This window comes from Roseateles sp. So40a, from assembly GCF_048081605.1.
Taxonomy (GTDB): Bacteria; Pseudomonadota; Gammaproteobacteria; order Burkholderiales; family Burkholderiaceae_C; genus Roseateles.
This window is the reverse complement of record NZ_CP182288.1, coordinates 1,008,405-1,024,680: the sequence shown is the minus strand read 5'-3', so window position 1 is coordinate 1,024,680 and position 16,276 is coordinate 1,008,405. Positions and strand designations below refer to the sequence as shown.

Annotated in this window: 11 protein-coding genes; 4 read left to right on the top strand and 7 right to left on the bottom strand. The window is 67.0% G+C overall.

Annotated features, from left to right (window positions below):
* Positions 1–83: 83 nt before the first annotated feature.
* The 4 genes from zapE to ACNI65_RS04695 all read right to left on the bottom strand — a co-directional run bounded on the left by zapE (position 84) and on the right by ACNI65_RS04695 (position 6,953).
* The gene (gene zapE / locus ACNI65_RS04710) at positions 84–1,184 is read right to left on the bottom strand and encodes a cell division protein ZapE (RefSeq protein ID WP_416761473.1); all 1,101 of its coding nucleotides are present in this window, start codon (positions 1,182–1,184) and stop codon (positions 84–86) included.
* An 87-nt stretch (positions 1,185–1,271) separates the two neighbouring features.
* A complete protein-coding gene (lpdA, locus tag ACNI65_RS04705) occupies positions 1,272–2,699 on the bottom strand; it encodes a dihydrolipoyl dehydrogenase (RefSeq protein ID WP_416761472.1) in 1,428 nt (475 codons plus the stop codon).
* 17 nt (positions 2,700–2,716) lie between these two features.
* Entirely contained in the window at positions 2,717–3,982 is a 1,266-nt protein-coding gene (odhB, locus tag ACNI65_RS04700) for a 2-oxoglutarate dehydrogenase complex dihydrolipoyllysine-residue succinyltransferase (protein ID WP_416761471.1), read from the bottom strand.
* Between the two features lie 118 nt (positions 3,983–4,100).
* Positions 4,101–6,953 carry a 2-oxoglutarate dehydrogenase E1 component gene (locus ACNI65_RS04695; RefSeq protein WP_416761470.1) on the bottom strand — a complete coding sequence of 951 codons (2,853 nt, stop codon included), beginning with the start codon at positions 6,951–6,953 and terminating at the stop codon, positions 4,101–4,103.
* A gap of 345 nt (positions 6,954–7,298) precedes the next feature.
* Here ACNI65_RS04695 and ACNI65_RS04690 point away from each other — a divergent pair, with 345 nt between their 5' ends.
* Positions 7,299–8,141: an isopenicillin N synthase family dioxygenase gene (locus tag ACNI65_RS04690; protein WP_416761468.1), complete on the top strand. Its 843-nt coding sequence runs from the start codon at positions 7,299–7,301 to the stop codon at positions 8,139–8,141.
* An 87-nt stretch (positions 8,142–8,228) separates the two neighbouring features.
* Here ACNI65_RS04690 and ACNI65_RS04685 read toward each other — a convergent pair whose 3' ends face one another.
* A complete protein-coding gene (locus ACNI65_RS04685) occupies positions 8,229–9,368 on the bottom strand; it encodes a branched-chain amino acid ABC transporter substrate-binding protein (protein WP_416761466.1) in 1,140 nt (379 codons plus the stop codon).
* Positions 9,369–9,487: 119 nt separating this feature from the next.
* Here ACNI65_RS04685 and ACNI65_RS04680 point away from each other — a divergent pair, with 119 nt between their 5' ends.
* From ACNI65_RS04680 to ACNI65_RS04670, 3 genes are all read left to right on the top strand, one after another.
* Positions 9,488–9,856 (top strand): hypothetical protein, encoded by a 369-nt coding sequence (locus tag ACNI65_RS04680; RefSeq protein ID WP_416761465.1) that lies wholly within the window; start codon positions 9,488–9,490, stop codon positions 9,854–9,856.
* An 80-nt stretch (positions 9,857–9,936) separates the two neighbouring features.
* Complete coding sequence (locus ACNI65_RS04675) at positions 9,937–11,568, top strand: ABC transporter substrate-binding protein (RefSeq protein ID WP_416761464.1); 1,632 nt, start codon at positions 9,937–9,939, stop codon at positions 11,566–11,568.
* 112 nt (positions 11,569–11,680) lie between these two features.
* Positions 11,681–13,303 (top strand): ABC transporter substrate-binding protein, encoded by a 1,623-nt coding sequence (locus ACNI65_RS04670; protein ID WP_416761463.1) that lies wholly within the window; start codon positions 11,681–11,683, stop codon positions 13,301–13,303.
* Between the two features lie 112 nt (positions 13,304–13,415).
* Here the strand turns inward: ACNI65_RS04670 and ACNI65_RS04665 are convergent, their stop codons facing one another.
* Entirely contained in the window at positions 13,416–14,369 is a 954-nt protein-coding gene (locus tag ACNI65_RS04665) for an NAD(P)H-dependent flavin oxidoreductase (protein ID WP_416761462.1), read from the bottom strand.
* Between the two features lie 97 nt (positions 14,370–14,466).
* Positions 14,467–16,260: an acyl-CoA dehydrogenase gene (locus tag ACNI65_RS04660; protein ID WP_416761461.1), complete on the bottom strand. Its 1,794-nt coding sequence runs from the start codon at positions 16,258–16,260 to the stop codon at positions 14,467–14,469.
* Positions 16,261–16,276: the final 16 nt, after the last annotated feature.

Sequence of the window (16,276 nt, the reverse complement as noted above, 5' to 3'; positions counted from 1 at the left end):
GACGACACTCTGTAAAGCCGCCGCCCGTGACTTCCCTACATCCCCCTTCGGAGGGCCCGCTTCAGGTCGGATTCAGCTCAGCGTCAGGTCAGGCGCGTGTCGACTTCCCGGCGCTCCAGCTCCAGGTATTCCTTGGACTGCATCTCCTGCAGCCGCGACACGGTGCGCGGGAACTCGTGCGCCAGCGGGCCCTCGGTGTAGAGCTGCTCGGCCGGCACCGCCGCCGAGATGATGAGCTTGACGCGCCGGTCGTAGAGCACGTCCACCAGCAGCGTGAAGCGGCGCGCCTCGCTGGCCAGCCGCGGCGGCATCGCCGGCACGTTGGACAGGATCAGCGTGTGGAACTGCGTGGCCAGCTCCAGGTAATCGTTCTGCGAGCGCGGTCCGCCGCAGAGCTGCTGGAAATCGAACCACACGACACCGCCGGCGCGGCGGCGCGAGCGGATCTCGCGGTGCTCGATGTGCAGCACCGGGTCCTCGTCACGCGCCTCGGCCAGCGATTCGAAGGCAGCGGTCAGCGCCTGCTCGGTCTCGTCGTTCAGCGGCGTGTGATACAGCTCGACGTGCTCCAGCGAGCGCTGGCGATAGTCGGTGCCGTTGTCGACGTTGATGACTTCCAGGTTGGCCTTGAGCAGCTCGATCGCCGGCAGGATGCGGTCGCGGTGCAGGCCGTTCGGGTAGAGCCCGTCGGGATGGAAATTGGACGTCGTGACGATGGACACGCGGTTCTTGAACAGCGCGTCCAGCAACCGGTACAGGATCATCGCGTCGGTCACGTCCGCGACGTGGAACTCGTCGAAGCAGATCAGCCGGAAGCGGCGCGCGATGCGCTTGCCCAGCTCGTCCAGCGGATCCTGGATGCCCTTGAGTTCCTGCAGCTCGCGATGGACCTCGCGCATGAACTCGTGGAAGTGCAGCCGCGTCTTGCGCGTCAGCGGCACCGCCTGGAAGAAGCAGTCCATCAGGAAGCTCTTGCCCCGCCCCACCCCGCCGAACATGTACACGCCGCGCGGCAGCGGCGGGCGCACCAGCAGCTTCGTGACCGCGTTGGAACGGCGCGCCTTGTACGCGGCCCATTCGTCCTGGCAGCGCTGCAGCGAGGCGACCGCGCGCAGCTGCGCCGCGTCGGCGGTGTAGCCGCGTTCGGCCAGGGTCTGGTGATAGAGCTCGGTGACGGTGGTCATGCGGGGATCGGAAGCGGAGGGACAAGAAAAAAGGGGCGACTCGTCGCCGCCCCTTGTTCACGCATGCGATGCGCTTCGAGCCGAGGCTCAGAAGTTCAGCGTGCGCTTGTCGATGGCCAGGGCGGCTTCCTTGGTGGCCTCGCTCAGCGACGGATGCGCGTGGCAGATGCGCGCGATGTCCTCGGCCGAGGCCTTGAACTCCATCGCGACCACGGCTTCGGAGATCAGCTCCGAGGCCATCGGGCCGATGATGTGCACGCCCAGGATCTCGTCGGTCTTGGCGTCGGCCAGGAACTTCACGAAACCGGTGGTGTCACCCAGCGCGCGCGCGCGGCCGTTGGCCAGGAACGGGAACTGGCCCGCCTTGTAGGCCACGCCGTCCGCCTTGAGCTGCTGCTCGGTGCGGCCGACCCACGCGATCTCGGGGCTGGTGTAGATCACCCACGGGATCGTGTTGAAGTTGACGTGACCGTGCTGGCCGGCGATGCGCTCGGCCACGGCAACGCCCTCTTCCTCGGCCTTGTGCGCCAGCATCGGGCCGCGCACGACGTCACCGATGGCCCAGACGTTGGGCAGGTTGGTCTTGCACTCGTCGTCGACGATCACGGCACCGCGCTCGTCGAGCTTCAGGCCCACGGCTTCCGGATTCAGGCCGATGGTGTTGGCGGTGCGGCCGATCGAGACGATCAGCTTGTCGACGACCAGCGACTGCTCGGCGCCCTTGGCGTCCGTGTACTTCACGGTGACGCTGTCCTTGCCGTTCTCGACGCCGGAGATCTTCACGCCGAGCTCGATGTTCAGGCCCTGCTTCTTGAAGACCTTGGCGGCTTCCTTGGCGACGGATTCGTCAGCGGCGCCCAGGAACGCGGGCAGCGCTTCCAGGATCGTGACTTCCGCGCCCAGGCGGCGCCACACCGAGCCCATTTCCAGACCGATGACGCCGGAGCCGATCACGCCCAGCTTCTTGGGCACGGCCGGGATGCGCAGCGCGCCGTCGTTGGACAGGATGTTGGTCTCGTCGAACGGGGCACCCGGCAGCTGGCGGGCGTTGGAGCCGGTGGCGACGATCACGTGCTTGGCGGTGATCGTCTCTTCGGCGGCGCCGGCGACCTTGATCTCGTACGCGCCGTCCTTGGCGGCGACGAACGAGCCGCGGCCGTGGAAGAACGTGACCTTGTTTTTCTTGAACAGGTACTGCACGCCGTCGTTGTTCTGCTTCACGACGGTGTCCTTGCGGCCGATCATCTTGGCGATGTCGATCTTCAGGTCATTCATCGAGATGCCGTGGTCGGCGAAGCCGTGGCCGGCGTGCTCGAAGTGCTCGCTGGACTGCAGCAGGGCCTTGGACGGGATGCAGCCGACGTTGGTGCAGGTGCCGCCGAGGGCGGGACCGCCCTTGTCGTTCTTCCACTCGTCGATGCAGGCCGTGTTGAAGCCCAGCTGCGCCGCGCGGATCGCCGCGATGTAGCCGCCGGGGCCGCCGCCGATGACGACGACGTCGAATTGCTTGCTCATGTCGTGTCGTCCTTGGCTCAGATGTCGAACAGCAGACGGGCGGGATCTTCCAGCGCGTCTTTCATCGCCACGAGACCGAGGACCGCTTCACGGCCGTCGATGATGCGGTGGTCGTAGGACATCGCCAGGTAGTTGATCGGACGGATCACGATCTGGCCGTTCTCGACGACGGCGCGGTCCTTGGTCGCGTGCACGCCCAGGATGGCCGACTGCGGCGGGTTGATGATCGGCGTGGACAGCATCGAGCCGAAGGTGCCGCCGTTGGAGATCGAGAAGGTGCCGCCGGTCATCTCCTCGATGCCCAGCTTGCCCTCTTGGGCCTTCTTGCCGAACTCGGCGATCTTCTTCTCGATGTCGGCGAAGCTCATCTGGTCTGCATTGCGCAGGATGGGCACCACCAGGCCGCGCGGCGAACCGACGGCGATACCGATGTCGAAGTAGCCGTGGTAGACGATGTCGTTGCCGTCGACCGAGGCGTTCAGCACCGGGTACTTCTTCAGCGCGTGGACCGCGGCCTTGACGAAGAAGCTCATGAAGCCCAGCTTCGTGCCGTGTTCCTTGGTGAAGCTGTCCTGGAACTTCTTGCGCAGCTCCATGACCGGCGCCATGTTGACTTCGTTGAAGGTCGTCAGGATGGCGTTGGTCGACTGCGACTGCAGCAGGCGCTCGGCGATGCGGGCGCGCAGGCGGCTCATCGGCACGCGCTGTTCCGGGCGATCGCCCAGGTTGGCGGCCACGGGCGCGGCGACGGCTTGCAGCGGGGCCTTGGCCGGAGCGGCCGGAGCCTGCACCGGAGCCGGGATCACGGCCGGCTTGGCGCCGCCTTCGATCGCGCCCAGGACGTCGCCCTTGGTCACGCGGCCGTCCTTGCCGGTACCGGCGACGGAGCCGGCGGGCAGGTTGTTGTCGGCCATGATCTTGGCGGCAGCGGGCATGGCCACGCCAGCCTTGCTGTCCGACGAGGCGGCAGCAGCGGCGGGCGCCGGGGCGGCGGCGGCCGGGGCGGCAGCGGCAGCAGCCGGAGCCGCGGCGCCGGCCTTGCCTTCGGAGTCGATCTTGGCGATGACCTGGTCGGAGGTCACGGTGCCGCCGTCGGCGACGACCAGCTCGGCCAGCACGCCGGCGGACGGCGCGGGCACTTCCAGCACGACCTTGTCGGTCTCGATCTCGATCAGGATCTCATCGATGGCCACGGCATCACCGGGCTTCTTCTTCCACTGCAGCAGGGTCGCTTCGGCGACCGACTCGGACAGTTGGGGGACTTTGACTTCAACGATTGCCATGATGTTTGTTCTCTCGGTTTTTCAGTAAACCGGAGCCTTGCGCCTGCCGGTCGCCGGGCAGCCCCCGGGGGCTGCTCACGGCGCCGGTGTCATTGCGGCGCGCGGCGTCCGCAATGACTCACTTGGTCAGCACGAAACCCTTCAGCTTGCCGAAGGCCTGCTCCAGCAGCGCCTTCTGCTGCTCCTGGTGCAGGTGGGCGTAACCCACCGCCGGCGAGGCCGACGCGGGACGACCGGCGTAACCGAGCTTCTGGCCGTCGGCCATGTTCTCGTGGATGTAGTGCTGCACGAAGAACCAGGCGCCCTGGTTCTGCGGCTCGTCCTGGCACCACACGATCTCGGCGAGGTTCGGGTACTTCTTGAGCTCGGCCGCGAAAGCCTTGTGCGGGAACGGGTACAGCTGCTCGACGCGGATGATCGCGACGTCCTTCTTGTCGCCGCGGGCCTTCATCAGGTCGTAGGCGACCTTGCCCGAGCAGGCGATCACGCGCTTGACCTTGCTCGCGTCGATGTCGGCGCTGGTCTCGCCGATGACGGTGCGGAATTCACCCTTGGTGAACTCGCTCACCGGCGAGGTGGCGTCCTTGGCACGCAGCAGCGACTTCGGCGTCAGGATGACCAGCGGCTTGCGGAACATGCGCAGCATCTGGCGACGCAGCAGATGGAAGATCTGCGACGCGCTCGTCGGCTGGACGATCTGCATGTTGTTGTCCGCGGCCAGCTGCATGAAGCGCTCCAGACGAGCCGAGCTGTGCTCGGGACCCTGGCCTTCGTAGCCGTGCGGCAGCATCATCGTCAGGCCGTTGGCACGGCCCCACTTCACTTCGCCCGAGGCGATGAACTGGTCGATGACGACCTGCGCGCCGTTCACGAAGTCGCCGAACTGGGCTTCCCAGATCGTCAGCGTGTGCGGGTCGGCGGCGGCGTAGCCGTACTCGAAACCGAGCACCGCTTCTTCCGACAGGATCGAGTCGATCACGACGAACGGGGCCTGACCTTCCGCGACGTTCTGCAGCGGGATGTAGATGCCTTCGTCGAAGCGCTCGCGGTTCTGGTCGTGCAGCACGGCGTGGCGGTGCGTGAACGTGCCGCGGCCGCAATCCTCGCCCGACAGGCGGATCGGGTAACCCGAGGCCACCAGCGACGCGAAGGCCATGTGCTCGCCCATGCCCCAGTCGACGTTGATCTCGCCGCGGCCCATGGCGGCGCGGTCGGCGATGACCTTCTCCACCAGCGTGTGGGCCTTGAAGCCGGCGGGCAGCGTCGTGACCTTCTCGGCCAGGCGCTTCCACTCGGCGACCGGCAGCGCGGTGTCGCAGCTGTCGGTCCACTTCTTGCCCAGGAACGGGGTCCAGTCGGTGGCGTACTTGCTCTTGAAGTTGGTCAGCACCGGGTCGACGGTGTGACGGCCTTCGTCCATCGCGGCGCGGAAGGCCTTGACCATGCCGTCCGGACCGTCGGCGGCCAGGACGCCCTGGGCCACCAGCTTCTCGCCGTACAGCTTGCGCGTGCCGGGATGCTGGCCGATCTTCTTGTACATCAGCGGCTGCGTCAGCGCGGGCGTGTCCTGCTCGTTGTGGCCCAGCTTGCGGAAGCAGACGATGTCGACGACGACGTCCTTCTTGAACTGCTGACGGTATTCCAGCGCCAGCTGCGTGCACAGAACGACGGCTTCCGGATCGTCACCGTTCACGTGCAGCACCGGGGCCTCGATCATCTTGACGACGTCGGAGCAGTACAGCGTCGAGCGGGTGTCGCGCGGGTCGCTGGTGGTGAAGCCGATCTGGTTGTTGATGACGATGTGGACGGTGCCGCCGGTGTAGTAGCCGCGCGTCTGCGCCAGCGCCAGCGTCTCCATCACGACGCCCTGGCCGGCGAAGGCCGCGTCGCCATGCACCAGCACGGGCAGGACCTGCTCGCCGGACTTGTCGCCGCGGCGGTCCATGCGGGCCTTGACCGAGCCCTCGACGACCGGGTTCACGATCTCCAGGTGCGACGGGTTGAAGGCCAGGCTCAGGTGGACGGGGCCGCCGGGGGTGGTCACGTCGCTGGAGAAGCCCTGGTGGTACTTCACGTCGCCCGAGGGCAGGTCTTCCGGCGCGGTGTGGTCGAACTCGGCGAACAGGTCCTTGGGCATCTTGCCCAGGGTGTTCACCAGCACGTTCAGGCGGCCGCGGTGGGCCATGCCGATGACGATCTCCTGCACGCCCTTGACGCCGGCGCACTTGACCAGCTCGTCCATCGAGACGATGAAGCTCTCGCCGCCTTCCAGCGAGAAGCGCTTCTGGCCGACGTACTTCGTGTGCAGGTAGCGTTCCAGGCCCTCGGCGGCCGTCAGGCGCTCCAGGATCTGCTGCTTCTTCTCGGCCGTGTAGGTCGGCTTGCTGCGGATCGCCTCGAGGCGCTCCTGCCACCAGCGCTTCTCGGTCGGCTCGGTGACGTGCATGAACTCCGCGCCGACGGAGCCGCAGTAGGTGTCACGCAGGGCCTGCACGATCTCGCGCAGGGTCATGCGCTCGGCCTTGGTGAAATAGGTGTTGGTCGCGCTGAACGTGCGGTCCATGTCGGCTTCGGTGAGGCCGTAGGACGCGGGGTCGAGTTCGACGATCTTGGGGCGCTCGGTGCGCTTGAGCGGGTCCAGGTCGGCCCAGCGCGAGCCCAGCGTGCGGTACGCGGCGATCAGCGACTGGACATGGACCTGTTTGCCGGCGACTTCCAGCTCGGTGGAAGAGACCTTGTTGCCCAGGGCGTTGGCCTTGGCGCGCTGCGCGAAGGACTCGACGACGGGGGCGTGGGGGACGTCGCGCTTGTCGCTGCCGTCGACGGCGGGGACATGCTGCAGCGCGTCGAAGTAGGCGCGCCAGTTGTCGGGCACGGCGCCCGGGTTGTCCAGGTATTGCTCGTACATCTCCTCGACGTAGGGCGCATTGCCCCCGAACAGATAGGAGTTCGAGCTGTATTGCTGCATCATCTTTCGCTCACCTCTGCCCCGGCTTCCAGGGCGATCGGCTGGTTAACAAACCTTCCGCGACACGGCTTGACCGGTTGGCGGATTGCGACCCGCCTTTGCTGTTGCCAGAAAAGGGGACGGGAAGGACCTCATAGTCACAAGCGCAGGACTGTAGCACCACGCCGGTTCCGGTGCTGTTGCGGGTTCGCCCAATTGTTGTGCAAGGCGTCCATGCCGCGAATCAGTCATTTGGGCTAGTCCAGCTGACAAACGTTTGCGAGTCGGTAGCTCAAAGAAGTAGACTTCTGGCTGGCGTACCGCCCCGAGATTGAATGGCGGACAGCCCGGGACCACAGGAGATCCCACATGCAAGTTCGAGTCGTCGACTACCGCGCCGCGGATGCGGCCGAGCAATTCACCCGCTCCCTGCACGAGACAGGCTTCGGCGTCCTGGTGAATCACCCCCTGCCCCAGGAACTGGTCGAGAAGATCTACGCCGACTGGCTGGCGTACTTCAACGGCACCGAGAAGCACGAGCTGGCGTTCTCCAAGGAGACGCAGGACGGGTACTTCTCCACCGAGATCTCGGAGACCGCCAAGGGCCACACGCAGAAGGACATCAAGGAGTACTTCCATCTGTACCCGTGGGGCCGGATGCCGGCGTCGCTGAAGGACGACGCGATGCGCTACTACCGCATCGCCAACGACCTGGCGGCGGAGCTGCTGTCGTGGGTGGAGCAGCACACGCCCGCGGAGATCGCGAAGAACTACCGCGAGCCGCTGTCCAGCATGATCAAGGACAGCCGGCAGACCCTGCTGCGCGTGTTGCGTTATCCGCCGCTGACGGGCAACGAGCCCGCGGGTTCGCTGCGGGCGGCGGCTCATGGCGACATCAACCTGCTGACGATCCTGCCGGCGGCCAATGAGCCGGGCCTGCAGGTGCAGGGCAAGGACGGCGAGTGGGTGGACGTGCCCGGCGACTTCGGCATGCTGATCATCAACATCGGCGACATGCTGCAGGAAGCGTCGCAGGGGTATTACCCGTCGACGCAGCACCGCGTGGTGAATCCGACCGGCGAAGGCGCCAAGAAGAGCCGCGTGTCGCTGCCGCTGTTCCTCCATCCGCGCGAGGACGTCATCCTGTCCGACCGCTACACCGCGCACGACTACCTGGAAGAGCGCCTGCGGGAGCTGGGCGTCAAGACCTGACACCAGGTTGCTGACTGCCACCTCCGCTGGCCCTCACCCCAGCCCTCTCCCGCAAGCGGGAGAGGGGGTACGCGCGGTGCCAGCCGATCAGAGGCTCTTCAACGGCACCACATCCTTGCCCTTGAAGGTGAACACCGTGACGGCGGACGACTTCAGGTCGTGCTTGTCGTCATAGGCGTACTCGCCGGCGACCCCGGCGAAGCTGGACTTGGCGAGGTACTCGCCCACCTTCTTCGGATCCGTGGACTGCGTCGCCTCCATCGCGCCGGCCAGCAAGTACGCGCCGTCGTAGAACGAGGCCGCGTAGGTCAGCGGATCGCGCTTGAACTCGGCCTTGTACTTGTCGAGGAACTTCTTGCCCTTGTCGCTGCGATCGATCAGCGCGCCGCCCTGCGTGCAGTAGACATTCAGCTCGGTCGTGATCTGCGACAGCGTCGCGGTCTCCGTCGAGCAGATGCCGTCGCCGCCCAGCAGCGGAGCCGCGATCCCCAGGCCGCGCATCTGGCGCAGCATCGGGCCGCCCTGCGCCGAGTAGCCGCCGTAGAACACGGCGTCCGGCTTGGCAGCCTTGACCGCGGTCAGGATGCTGCTGAAGTCGGTGGCCTTGTCGTTGGTGAATTCCTTGGCGACGACCTTCAGACCCAGCTTGGTCGCCTGCGCGGTGAATTCCTGGGCGACGCCCTGGCCGTAGGCGGTGCGGTCGTCGATGACGGCCACGGTCTTGACCTTCAGGTCCTGGGCCGCGTAGACGGCCATCTTGGCGCCGAGCTGGTTGTCGGTGGCGCCGATGCGGAACAGGTTGGACTGGTTGGGTTGCTGCGTGATGCGCGGGTTGGAGGCCACGGTCAGCACGATCACGCCGCCATCGGAGAACACGCGCGAGGCCGGCATCGTGACGCCCGAGTTGTAGGGGCCGAGCACGAAGCGCACCTTCTTGTCGACCAGCGCCTGCGCGACCTGCACGCCCTGGCGCGGATCGGCGACGTCGTCGTTGACGTCGAGTTCCAGGATCACCGGCTTGCCGCCGATCTTCACGCCCTTGGCGTTGAGTTCCTTGATGGCCAGCGCCGCGCCGTCGCGGTTGTCGATGCCGTAGCCGGCCTGCGGGCCGGTGATCGGGCTCATGAAGCCGATGCGCACGCGCTCCTGGGCGTGTGCGCTCAGGGCGGTCAGGCCAGCGGTCATGCCGGCGGCCAGCACCAGCAGCTTCAAAGAGATCTTGTTCATGTCGTCCTCGGTACCTCGGTAAAGGAACCATCGAGTCTACGGCGCACGGCAACCGCCGCCATCGAGACAACCGTTGCCGGACGTCACTGGAATCTCCACCCGCGACTACAGTCGCGCGCATGTCCCGCGTGATCTGGATCCACCCCGAGGCGCCGCCCAAGCCGGCGCTGGGCGCGCCGTGCAACGGCTGCGGGGTCTGCTGCCTGGCCGAGCCCTGCCCGGCCGGCATGGTGGTGAGCCTCAAGCGCCACGGCGCCTGCCGCGCGCTGGTGTGGTCCGACGCCGAACACCAGTACCGCTGCGGCATGCTGGTGCATCCGTCGCGGTATGTGGGCTGGCCCACATTGCGTCCCGACGCGCTGCTCAACCGGCTGATGCGCCGCTACGCGCGACGCCTGATCGCCGCGGGCATCGGCTGCGATGCCGACCTCGATCTCGATCGAGATCTCGACCCACGCGTGGATCGCGAGACCCCGGAGAAGCGCTAGGCAAGGTCCACCCCCTTCGGGCATAGCATGGACCGCGCATCGCCTGACCCGGCTTCATCCGTCTTCATCGGAGGTCTCCCATGATTCGACCGCTGAGCGCTCCGCGCTTTGCTCGCGCCCACGTGGCCCCGTCCCTCGCGCCGTCCTTCGCGTTGTCTCTTGCGATCGCGCTCGGCGCCGCCGCCCTCGCCCCGGGCGCGCACGCCGTGCCGCTGCGCTGGACCGCGCAGAACGACGTGTTGACGCTCGATCCGCATTCGCAGGACCACACCACCACCAGCGCCATCCTGCAGCATGCCTACGAGGGTCTCACCCGCTACAACGAGCAATGGGAGATCGAGCCCTGCCTGGCCACGAAGTGGACGCAGATCAGCCCGACGCAGTTCCGCTTCGAGCTGCGCAAGGGCGTGAAGTTCCATGACGGCTCGCCCTTCACCGCCGACGACGTGGTCTTCAGCTTCGACCGCATCCGCCAGCCGCAGGGCACGATGCAGATCTACGTCACCGGCATCAAGGAGATCAGGAAGGTCGACGACTTCACCGTTGACCTGATCCTCGATTCGCCGCAGCCCATCCTGCTGCGCAACCTCGTCGACTTCCGGATCATGAGCAAGGCCTGGTCCGAGAAGAACAAGGCCACGCAGATGGCCGATTACAAGGCCAAGGACGAGAACTACGCCAGCCGCCATGCCTCGGGCACCGGCCCCTACGAGATCACCTCGTGGCAGCCGGACCAGAAGGTGTCGATGGTCATCAACAAGGCCTGGTGGGACAAGAACAAGGGCAACATCACCGAGGTCAGCTACATCCCGATCAAGTCCGATCCGACGCGCGTCGCGGCGCTGACCTCGGGCGACGTGGACCTCCTCACCGAGGTGCCCACGCAGGACGTCGCCGCGGTGAAGGCCGACGCCAAGCTCAAGTCGATCGAGGGCCCCGAGACCCGCACCATCTTCTTCGCGATGGACCTGGGCAGCGACGAGCTGCGCGGCGCCTCGGTCAAGGGCAAGAACCCGTTCAAGGACGTCCGCGTGCGCGAGGCGCTGTCGCTGGCCATCGACCGCGAGGCCATCAGGCGCAGCATCATGCGCGGCCTGTCGGTGCCCGCGTCGCTGATGGTCGCGCCCGGCGTGCACGGCTACGACGCCGCGCTGGACAAGCCGCGCGCGCCTGACCTGGCCAAGGCGAAGAAGCTGCTGGCCGATGCCGGATATCCGAGCGGCTTCGAGATCCCGCTCAACTGCCCCAACAACCGCTACGTCAACGACGAGAAGATCTGCCTGGCCGTCGTGTCGATGTGGAGCAAGATCGGCGTCACCGCGCGGCTGAGCGCGCAGCCGATGTCGCAGCACAGCCAGCTCTTCCAGCGCTTCGAGGCGCCGCTGTACATGCTGGGCTGGGGCGTGTCCACGCGTGATGCGCTCTATGCGCTGCAGGCGCTGGCGCGCACGCGCAGCGGCGGCGCGGACGGCAGCTTCAACTTCTCCAAGGTCAGCGACCCGGCCCTGGACAAGCTGATCGACGCCGCCAAGAGCGAGGTCGACACCGCCAAGCGCGACGCCCTGCTGCGTGACGCGCTGGTGCGCACGCGCGATCAATACCTCTTCATCCCGCTGCACCACCAGGTGCGCCCGTGGGCGATGCGCGCGAACCTGCAGACGCTGCACCGTTCCAACGACCGGCCGGAGGCGCGATTCACGACGATCAAGTGACCCGACCCCGGGCAATCCCGTAGAGCGACCGGCCCCATCGGGCCGGTCGCGGCGGCTAGCATCCAGGCGACTTCACGTTTGCTTAACGACGTTGCCAAGGGAGCTACCGCTCATGTCGAGGAAATCCTTCGGACCGACCCGGTCCGCCCGCCTGTTGCTGTCCGCCGCCGCCGTCGGTGCCGCCACCCTGCTGGGCGCGGCCCTGCCGCTGCAGGTCGCCACCGCCGCGCCGCTGCGCTGGGCCGCGCAGAACGACGTGCTGACGCTGGATCCGCATTCGCAGAACCACAGCACGACCAACGCGATCTCGATGCATGCCTACGAGGGCCTGACGCGGTATGACCGCCAGTACCAGGTCGAGCCGTCGCTGGCGACCAAGTGGACGCAGACCGGCCCGACCAGCTGGCGCTTCGAGCTGCGCAAGGGCGTCAAGTTCCATGACGGCTCGCCGTTCACCGCCGACGACGTGGTGTTCTCCTTCCACCGCATCAAGCAGCCGGTGGGCACGATGCATCCGTTCGTGGCCGGCGTGGCCGACATCAAGAAGGTGGACAGCCACACGGTGGAGGTGACGCTGGTCGCACCCAACCCGATCCTGCTGCGCCAGTTCGTCGACTTCCGCATCATGAGCAAGACCTGGGCGGAGAAGAACAAGGCGATCAACCTGCCGGACTTCAAGGCCAAGGAAGAGACCTACGCCACGCGCAACGCCAACGGCACGGGCCCGTACCGCATCACCGGCTGGCAGCCGGACCAGCGCATCACGATGGTCCAGAACAAGGACTGGTGGGACGCGAAGAACGCGACCAATGTCGACGAGGTGATCTACACGCCGATCAAGTCCGATCCGACGCGTGTCGCCGCGCTGCTGTCAGGCGACGTGGACCTGCTGTCCGACATCCCGACGCAGGACGTGGGCCGGCTGAAGTCCGACGCCAAGCTGACGGTGCTGGAAGGCAGCGAGACGCGCACGATCTTCATCGGCATGGACCAGGGCAGCGAGCAGCTCAAGGGCAGCAACGTGACGGGCAAGAACCCGTTCAAGGACAAGCGCGTGCGCGAGGCGATGTCGCTGGCCATCGACCGCGAGGCGATCAAACGCGCGACGATGCGCGGCCTGTCGGTGCCCGCGGGCATCATGGTCGCGCCCGGCGTGAACGGCAACACGCCCGACATCGACACGCCGACCAAGGTCGACGGCGAGCGCGCGAAGAAGCTGCTGGCCGAGGCCGGTTACCCGGGCGGCTTCGAGGTGCCGATGAACTGCCCCAACAACCGCTACGTCAACGACGAGGAGATCTGCCTCGCGGTGGTGTCGATGTGGAGCAAGGTGGGCATCAAGGCGCGGCTGCAGACGGAGTCGTTCAGCACGTTCAGCCCGAAGCTGCAGGCCTTCGAGTACCCGCTGTTCCTGTACGGCTGGGGCGTGCCGACCTATGACGCGCTGTACACGATGCAGTCGCTGGCGCGCACGCGCGCGGGCGGCGCCGACGGCAGCGGCAACTACTTCCGGCTGAGCGATGCCAAGCTCGACCAGATCATCGACGCGGCCAAGGTCGAGGGCGATGTGGGCAAGCGCAACGCGCTGCTCAAGGACGGCCTGGTGCGCATCCGCGACGAGGTCTTCTTCATCCCGCTGCACCACCAGGTGCGTCCGTGGGCGATGAAGAAGAACGTCACGACACCGCATCGCTCCGACGACCGGCCGGAAGCGCGGTTCACGACGATCAAGTGAAGTGATCGCTGAAGGACGGCGGCTAAGCCGCCGTCCTGCCGATCCTCCACTCCAGATCCCAATGAAAGAAGGCCACCGCGAGGTGGCCTTCGTGCTTGCGGTTGTGGGTGATTCAGGCGAGAGACAAGCGCTGCCTCGCCGCCGCGTACTCGCGGCCGAAGCGCGCGACGAGCTCACCCGCGGGCAGGACCTCGCGGATCGCGCCGATGCCCTGGCCGCTGCCCCACACGTCCTTCCACGCCTTCGCGCCCGTGCCGCCGAAGTTCATCTTCGTCGGGTCGCTCTCCGGCAGGTTCTCGGGATCCAGGCCCGCCTTCACGATCGAGCCCTTCAGGTAGTTGCCGTGCACGCCCGTGAACAGGTTGCTGTACACGATGTCGTCGCTGTTGCTCTCGACGATCATCTGCTTGTACTCCTCCTGCGCCCGCGCTTCCTCCGTCGCGATGAACGCCGAGCCGATGTACGCCAGGTCCGCACCCATCGCCTGCGCCGCCAGGATCGCGTCACCACTCGCCATCGAGCCCGACAGCGCCAGCGGGCCGTCGAACCACTCGCGGATCTCCTGGATCAGCGCGAACGGGCTCTTCACGCCCGCATGACCGCCCGCCCCCGCCGCCACCGCGATCAGGCCGTCAGCGCCCTTCTCGATGGCCTTGCGCGCGAACTTGTTGTTGATGATGTCGTGCAGCACGATGCCGCCCCATTCATGCACCGCGGCGTTCACGTCCTCGCGCGCGCCCAGCGACGTGATCACGATGGGCACCTTGTACTTGGCGCACAGGGCCATGTCGTGATCGAGCCGGTCATTGCTCTTGTGCACGATCTGGTTGATCGCGAACGGCGCCGCCGGCGACTCGGGATGCGCGCGGTCATGCGCCGCCAGCGTCTCGGTGATCTCGGCCAGCCAGTCGTCCAGCAGCTCGGCCGGACGGGCGTTGAGCGCGGGCATCGAACCGACGATGCCGGCCTTGCATTGCGCGATCACCAGCTTGGGGTTGCTGATGATGAACAGCGGCGAGCCGATCACCGGCAGGCGCAGCTTGTTGAACAGCGGGGGAAGTGCCACCTCGGAATCTCCTCGGGTCAAGTCGACGGATCGTTGCCGTCCCATGGTGGCCCCTGCGCCCGCGAGCCCGCGTCGCGCAGGGGACGTTGCAATCAACTCAGAACGCGTCGACGGGCAGCGCCATCACGCTGTCCGCGCCGTTGACGACCGCATCGCGCTGCGCGGCGCAGCGCGGCAGGATGTGCTCGGCGTAGAAGCGCGCGGTGACGATCTTGGCGTCCATGAACACCACGTCCTCGCCGGCCGCCTTGAGCTCCTGCGCCGCCAGCAGCGAGCGCGCCAGCTGCCAGCCGGCCATCAGGTTGCCGCCCACCATCAGGTAGGGCACCGACCCGGCGAACGCCGCGTTGGGCTTGGCCTTGCCGTTGGCGGCGATGAAGTCCACGACCTCGACGAAAGCCGCCCGCGCCGCGGCGAGCTGCGCGCGCACGGCCAGCGCATCGGCGCTGCCGTTCGCGGCCAGCGCGCCTTCGGTCTCCTCGACCTGCGCCGCCACGCCGCGCGCGAAGGCGCCGCCGTCACGCACCGTCTTGCGGCCCACCAGGTCGTTGGCCTGGATCGCCGTCGTGCCTTCATAGATCGGCAGGATGCGCGCGTCGCGGTAGTACTGCGCCGCGCCCGTCTCCTCGATGAAGCCCATGCCGCCGTGCACCTGCACGCCCAGCGAGGTCACCTCCAGGCTCATCTCCGTGCTGTAGCCCTTGATCAGCGGGACCATGAACTCGTAGAAGGCCTGCGCCTCCTTGCGCGTCTCCGCATCCTCGTGGTGATGGGCCATGTCGTAGGCCGCGGCCGCGTCGATGGCCATCGCGCGGCAACCCTCGACCAGCGCGCGCTGCGTCATCAGCATGCGGCGCACGTCGGGGTGATGGATGATCGCCGCGGCGTCCTTGGACGAGCCGTCCACCGGACGCGACTGCACGCGGTCCTTCGCGTACTCGACCGCCTTCTGATACGCACGGTCCGCCACCGCGATGCCCTGCACGCCCACGCCGAAACGCGCGGCGTTCATCATGATGAACATGTACTCGAGGCCGCGGTTCTCCTCGCCGATCAGCGTGCCGATGGCGCCGCCGTGATCGCCGAATTGCAGGACAGCCGTCGGGCTCGCCTTGATGCCGAGCTTGTGCTCGATGGACACGCAGTGCGCGTCATTGCGCGCGCCCAGCGAGCCGTCCGCGTTGACCAGGAACTTGGGCACCAGGAACAGGCTGATGCCCTTCACGCCCTCGGGCGCGCCCGGGATGCGCGCCAGCACCAGGTGGACGATGTTGTCCGCCATGTCGTGCTCGCCCCAGGTGATGAAGATCTTCGTGCCGAAGACCTTGTAGGTGCCGTCACCCTGCGGCTCGGCGCGCGTGCGCACCATCGCCAGGTCCGAGCCGGCCTGCGGCTCGGTGAGGTTCATCGTGCCGGTCCACTCGCCGGAGATCAGCTTGGGGATGAAGGTCTGCTTCTGTTCCTCGGAGCCCGCCACCAGCAGCGCCTCGATCGCGCCGTCGGTCAGCAGCGGGCACAGCGCGAAGCTGACGTTGGCCGCCTGCACGATCTCGCCGCACGCCGCGCCGATCGTCTTGGGCAGACCCTGGCCGCCGTAGGCCTCCGGATGCTGCAGCCCCTGCCAGCCGCCCTCGACGTACTGCCGGAACGCCGCCTTGAAGCCGGGCGTCGCGAAGACCTCGCCGTTCTTCCAGTACGACGGGTTCCTGTCGCCTTCGACGTTCAGCGGGGCGATGACGTCCTCGTTGAGCTTGGCCGATTCCTCGAGCACCGCCTGGGCGGTGTCCAGGCCGTGGTCGGCGAACGCGGGGATCTGCTGCGACAGCGTCTGCAGGCCGGCCAGGGCCTGCATGTCGAAGAGCATGTCCTTGATCGGGGCGCGGTAGGTCATGGGGGTGTCTCCGGAT

Bases quoted from the DNA above. Each gene is read 5' to 3' on its own strand.
- zapE (WP_416761473.1), bottom strand. From the start codon at position 1,184: ATGACCACCGTCACCGAGCTCTATCACCAGACCCTGGCCGAACGCGGC.
- lpdA (WP_416761472.1), bottom strand. From the start codon at position 2,699: ATGAGCAAGCAATTCGACGTCGTCGTCATCGGCGGCGGCCCCGGCGGC.
- odhB (WP_416761471.1), bottom strand. From the start codon at position 3,982: ATGGCAATCGTTGAAGTCAAAGTCCCCCAACTGTCCGAGTCGGTCGCC.
- ACNI65_RS04695 (WP_416761470.1), bottom strand. From the start codon at position 6,953: ATGATGCAGCAATACAGCTCGAACTCCTATCTGTTCGGGGGCAATGCG.
- ACNI65_RS04690 (WP_416761468.1), top strand. From the start codon at position 7,299: ATGCAAGTTCGAGTCGTCGACTACCGCGCCGCGGATGCGGCCGAGCAA.
- ACNI65_RS04685 (WP_416761466.1), bottom strand. From the start codon at position 9,368: ATGAACAAGATCTCTTTGAAGCTGCTGGTGCTGGCCGCCGGCATGACC.
- ACNI65_RS04680 (WP_416761465.1), top strand. From the start codon at position 9,488: ATGTCCCGCGTGATCTGGATCCACCCCGAGGCGCCGCCCAAGCCGGCG.
- ACNI65_RS04675 (WP_416761464.1), top strand. From the start codon at position 9,937: ATGATTCGACCGCTGAGCGCTCCGCGCTTTGCTCGCGCCCACGTGGCC.
- ACNI65_RS04670 (WP_416761463.1), top strand. From the start codon at position 11,681: ATGTCGAGGAAATCCTTCGGACCGACCCGGTCCGCCCGCCTGTTGCTG.
- ACNI65_RS04660 (WP_416761461.1), bottom strand. From the start codon at position 16,260: ATGACCTACCGCGCCCCGATCAAGGACATGCTCTTCGACATGCAGGCC.